This window comes from Nocardia cyriacigeorgica NBRC 100375 (genome assembly GCF_000308555.1).
In the GTDB taxonomy this organism is placed as follows: Bacteria; Actinomycetota; Actinomycetes; order Mycobacteriales; family Mycobacteriaceae; genus Nocardia; species Nocardia cyriacigeorgica.
Window position 1 is genome coordinate 1 of sequence record NZ_BAFY01000087.1, and the last position, 3,661, is coordinate 3,661.

Here is a 3,661-nt window from a genome sequence, read left to right on the forward strand (position 1 = left end):
GAGCACGCCCGGCGCCCCTTCCTCGGCGACGACGATGTGCACGCCGGCGATCCGCTCGCCGTCGTGGTCGAGCCGGTCGGCGGGTTTGGCGGTGACGAACACCCGGTCGTCGATCACCCACCAGGTGCCGGGCACGCCGGGCAACTGTTCGGGCCGGTCGGTGAGCCAGTGCAGCGCGGTGAGGCCGAGGAAGCCGAGCGGGTCGCGCAGGGCGTCTTCGCGTTCGGCGTGCCAGGTAGCCCAGTCGGTGGCGAAGGAGGTGAGGCTGGTGGTCATCGGAAGTCTCCTCGGTGTGGTGTGCGGGCGGGGTCGAGCGTCGTCATGACGGGAGGTCGGATGGGACCGGCAGGCGCAGGGCGAGCGACGGTTTCGGGATGGCAGCGAGCAGCTCGCGGGTGTAGTCGTGCTGCGGGTTGTCGAAAATGTCCGCGGTGGTACCGGTTTCGACGATGCGCCCGTACCGCATCACCGCGACCCGGTCGCTGATGCGGCGCACCACCGCCAGGTCGTGGGAGATGAACAGGTAGCTCAGTCGCAGCTGCCGTTGCAGATCGTCGAGCAGTTCCAGGATCTGGGCCTGCACCGAGGCATCGAGCGCGGAGACCGGTTCGTCGAGCACCAGCAGCTCCGGCCGCAGCGCCAAGGCCCGCGCGATCGCCACCCGCTGACGTTGCCCGCCGGACAGTTCGGCCGGCCGCCGCCGCGCGTACCCGGCCGGCAGCGCCACCTGCTCGAGCAGTTCGGCCACCCGCTGCGCCCTGGCCTTGCGGTTGCCGATGCCGTAGGCGCGCAACGGCTCCTCGATCACCGGCCCGACGCGCAGCCGCGGGTCCAGCGACGAGTAGGGATTCTGGTAGACGATCTGGAATCGGCGCCGCAGCGCCCGCAGCTGCCCGGCGCGGGCGCGGGTCAACGGCTCGCCGTCGAAGACGACCTCGCCGCGATCGGGGTCGGTCAGCCGGACCGCGATGCGCGCGGTGGTCGACTTACCCGAGCCCGATTCGCCGACCAGCGCCAGCGTTTCGCCGCGACCGAGTTCGAATCCGACCCCGGCCACCGCGGTGACGGTGCTACCGGCACCGGCGCGAAACAACTTGTGCACCTCGCGGACGGTGAGCAGCGGGCCGCCATCGAGCACGGTGGCCGGTCGCACCACCCGGTCGGCGGCGAGAGCGGGCGCGGCGGCCAGCAGCCGGCGTGTGTACGGATGCCGCGGATCGCCGAGAACCTCGGCGGTGCGCCCGGATTCGACGACGGCGCCGTTGCGTAGCACCACCAGCCGGTCCGCGCGTTCGGCGGCCATCGCGAGATCGTGAGTGATCAACAGCACGGCGGTCCCGCGCGCGGCGATGCGTTCGGCCAGCCGGTCCAGGACCCGGCGGGCGACGGTGGCGTCCAGGGCACTGGTCGGTTCGTCGGCGATGATCAGATCCGGGCCGCAGGCCAGGGCGATGGCGATCAGCACGCGCTGACGTTGCCCGCCGGACAGCTCGTGCGGGTACTGGGTGGCCCGCAACTGCGGCCGATCCAGCCCCACCTCCGCCAGCAGGGCCGTCGCCCGCTCCAGCGCACCGCGACGGTCGTCGAGCCGGTGCACCCGCAGCGCCTCGGCCACCTGATCGCCGATGCGGCGCACCGGATTGAGCGACAGCCCGGGATCCTGCGGCACGAACCCGACCTGGAGCCCGCGCAACCGGCGCAGAGCGTGCTCGGATGCGTAATCCACCGGCTGGCCGGCGAAAGTCACGGTGCCGTCGGCGATGTCGGCGGTCGCGCCGAGCAGCCCGATCACCGCATGTGCCAGCGTCGATTTGCCCGAACCGGATTCGCCCACGAGCGCCACGACCTCACCTCGGCGGACCGTGAGAGAGACACCGTCGACAGCGGTGACCGGCCCGTCGCCGGTGCGGTAGCGCACCCGCAATCGTTCGACCCGTAGGAGTTCCTCGGCCTCGACCGGCGGTTCATTCTCGTCGGCGGGCGACAGGACGTCGACGGCGGCGTTGTCGCTCATCGGTGTGCACTCCTCGTGACGGCGCGACCCACGCGCTGGGCGGACAGGACGACGGCGATGATCACCAGGCCGGGCAGCGTCGTCAGCCACCAGGCGGTGGCCAGATAGTTGCGGCCCTCCGAGATCAGCGATCCCCATTCGGGGGTGGGCGGTGCGGTGCCGTAGCCGAGGAAGCTCAGCGCCGATACTGCGAGCACCGCCATACCGAACTCGACGGCGGCGAGCGCCAGCACCGGTGGATAGGAATTGGGCAGGATGTGCCGGGCCAGCACCGTGTACCAGCGCACCCCCGACGCGCGCGCCGCCTCCACATACGCCGCCCGGCGCACCCGCAGCACCTCCGAACGCATCACTCTGGCGAAATTGGCGATCAGCGAAACACCCACGGCGACAGCCACATTGCGGGTGCCGAAGCCGAGGGCGGTCACCAGAGCCAGCGACAGCAGCAGCGCAGGAACCGACAGCAGCACATCGACCACCCGCATCACGACCATGTCCACCACGCCGCCGAGCGCGCCGGCGAGCAAACCGAGCAGCGTGCCCGCCACCAGGGCGATGGCGACCGCCGTCAGGGTGGCGGTGAGCGACAGACCCGCGCCGTGCACCATCCGCGTGTAGAGATCGCGGCCGAGATTGTCGGTACCGAACCAGTGCTCGGCGCTCGGCGGCTGGAATTTCTGCGCCGGAACACCTTTCAATGGGTCGCCGCCGGCGAACACCGACGGTGCCAGCGCCCACCCGACGACCAGCACGATCACCGCGCTCGCCGGAATCAGCGCCGCAGTGCCGCGCAACCGTTTCCCTATCCGGTGCCGACGTGGCCGCTCCTTGCGTTCCTCCGCCACGGCGGTCGTCGTCTCCGGCCGTTCGAGAAGCTCAAGCGACATCGGTGGCCTCCCGGCGCTCACTCGGGCGCACAGAGCGCCCGGTACGACCCGAACCGCCGGCGATCCGCGGATCCAGCACCGGATACAGCAGATCCACGGCGAGGTTGACGATGACGAAGGCCAGCGCGCTCACCAGCACGATGCCCTGCACCACCGGAATGTCCTGGGCCAGTACCGACGTCTGGGTGAGCCGTCCAAGCCCAGGCCGGGCGAACACCGTCTCCACCACCACCGAACCGGCGAGCATGTTCCCCACCAGCACACCGGCGATGGTGAACGCCGGCACGCTCGCCAACCGGGCCACGTGCCTGCGCTGCACCCACCAGCGCGAAGCGCCCTTGGCCAGCGCGACCTCGGTGAAGGGCTGTCGCCAGGTCGATTCCAGCCCCGCGGCCAGCACCTGCGCGATCACCGCCCCGATCGGGATGGCCAGCGTCACCGCTGGCAGCACCAGCCCACCGAAGGCGGGCGCCAGCTGCCAGCGGAAGGAGAACAGCTGCAACAGGATCAGCGCGGTCCAGAACGTCGGCATCGATACCCCGACCGGTGGCAACGCGGCGAGTGCCGACCGCAGCCACGGCCTGCGGGTGTAGGTGGCGGCGAACGCCAGCGCGCAGCCGCCGGCCGCGGCGAACAGCAAGGCAAGCCCGGTCAGCGCGAGCGTCGAGGGCAGGGCGTCGGTGATTGCCTCGGCCACCGGCTGTCCGGTGGCGATGGAGCGCCCGATATCGCCGCGCACCGCATGCGACAGCGAACTCAG

3 protein-coding genes and 1 pseudogene are annotated in these 3,661 nt (G+C 71.1%); all 4 read right to left on the bottom strand.

Translation table 11 applies throughout. From position 1 onward, the window contains the following. Positions 1 to 276: pseudogene (locus RJ05_RS08595) on the bottom strand (DUF1684 domain-containing protein); the annotation flags it as partial. Between the two features lie 43 nt (positions 277 to 319). Beyond that, positions 320 to 2,014: a dipeptide ABC transporter ATP-binding protein gene (locus RJ05_RS08600; RefSeq protein ID WP_036535283.1), complete on the bottom strand. Its 1,695-nt coding sequence runs from the start codon at positions 2,012 to 2,014 to the stop codon at positions 320 to 322. Beyond that, the gene (locus RJ05_RS08605) at positions 2,011 to 2,901 is read right to left on the bottom strand and encodes an ABC transporter permease (protein WP_036535285.1); all 891 of its coding nucleotides are present in this window, start codon (positions 2,899 to 2,901) and stop codon (positions 2,011 to 2,013) included. Before RJ05_RS08605 ends, RJ05_RS08600 begins: the two co-directional genes overlap by 4 nt. Further along, positions 2,891 to 3,661: ABC transporter permease (locus tag RJ05_RS08610; RefSeq protein WP_036535288.1), on the bottom strand; the 771-nt coding region annotated here is incomplete at its 5' end. The genes RJ05_RS08605 and RJ05_RS08610, both read right to left, overlap by 11 nt.

Coding starts and splice junctions, on each gene's coding strand:
- RJ05_RS08605 (WP_036535285.1), bottom strand. CDS start 2,901: ATGTCGCTTGAGCTTCTCGAACGGCCGGAGACGACGACCGCCGTGGCG.
- RJ05_RS08600 (WP_036535283.1), bottom strand. CDS start 2,014: ATGAGCGACAACGCCGCCGTCGACGTCCTGTCGCCCGCCGACGAGAAT.